Raw genomic sequence first — 686 nt, 5'->3', positions numbered from 1 at the left:
GCTGTCCTGGTAGAACCGAATCCACTGATCGCCGACGCGCTCGGCCGTCAGCTCGGCATGGGCAAGATCCGTTACGACCGCCAGGATTGGGCGGGGCTGGAGGAACTTCTCCAGGAACAGGGCGCGGAGGGTCTGGGCTACGACGCGATCGTTCTGGGTGGGGTGGAGGACCCGGCGCGCTGCGTGGCGGCGCTGCGGGCGCATCAGGTGGGAGCGGCGATCCTCTGCCTGCTCGACCGGCGCTGCGTCTCCACCACGGTGGAGCTGCTCCACGCCGGGGCCGACGACGTGCTGGTCAAGCCGGTGGTCAGCGCCGAGGTGCGGGCGCGCATCGAGGTGGCGCGGCGGCGCTCGCGCGGCCTGCTGAGCAACGCCGTGCGGGTGGGCCGGCTGACCGTCTTCCTCGACGGGCGCGACCCCGAGGTCGGCGGCGAGCGGCTGCGGCTGAGCCAGCGCGAGCACGCCATCCTCGGCGTGCTGGCCGCCCATCACCGCCGCGTCGTCTCCAAGGAGCACATCTACGACGAGGTCTACGGCCTGTCCGGCGCCGACCCGCTCGACAAGGTCATCGACGTCTACATCTGCAAGCTCCGCAAGAAGATCGCCGAGGCCACCGGCGGCGCCCGCTACATCGAGACCGTCTACGGGCGCGGCTACAAGTTCGAGGCCCCGCCCGAACATGAGGA

The 686-nt window shown here is 71.0% G+C and carries 1 protein-coding gene; it reads left to right on the top strand.

Translation table 11 applies throughout. The annotated features are described in order from the left end of the window. Nucleotides 1-686, top strand: a 686-nt coding sequence (locus QSG27_RS29125) for a response regulator transcription factor (RefSeq protein WP_306712367.1), incomplete at both ends; no start/stop codon positions are given.

Origin of the sequence: Azospirillum isscasi (assembly GCF_030849505.1) — a bacterium.
In the GTDB taxonomy this organism is placed as follows: Bacteria; Pseudomonadota; Alphaproteobacteria; order Azospirillales; family Azospirillaceae; genus Azospirillum; species Azospirillum isscasi.
The sequence above is the reverse complement of the archived record's forward strand: the minus strand, read 5'-3'. Positions and strand labels throughout refer to the sequence as shown.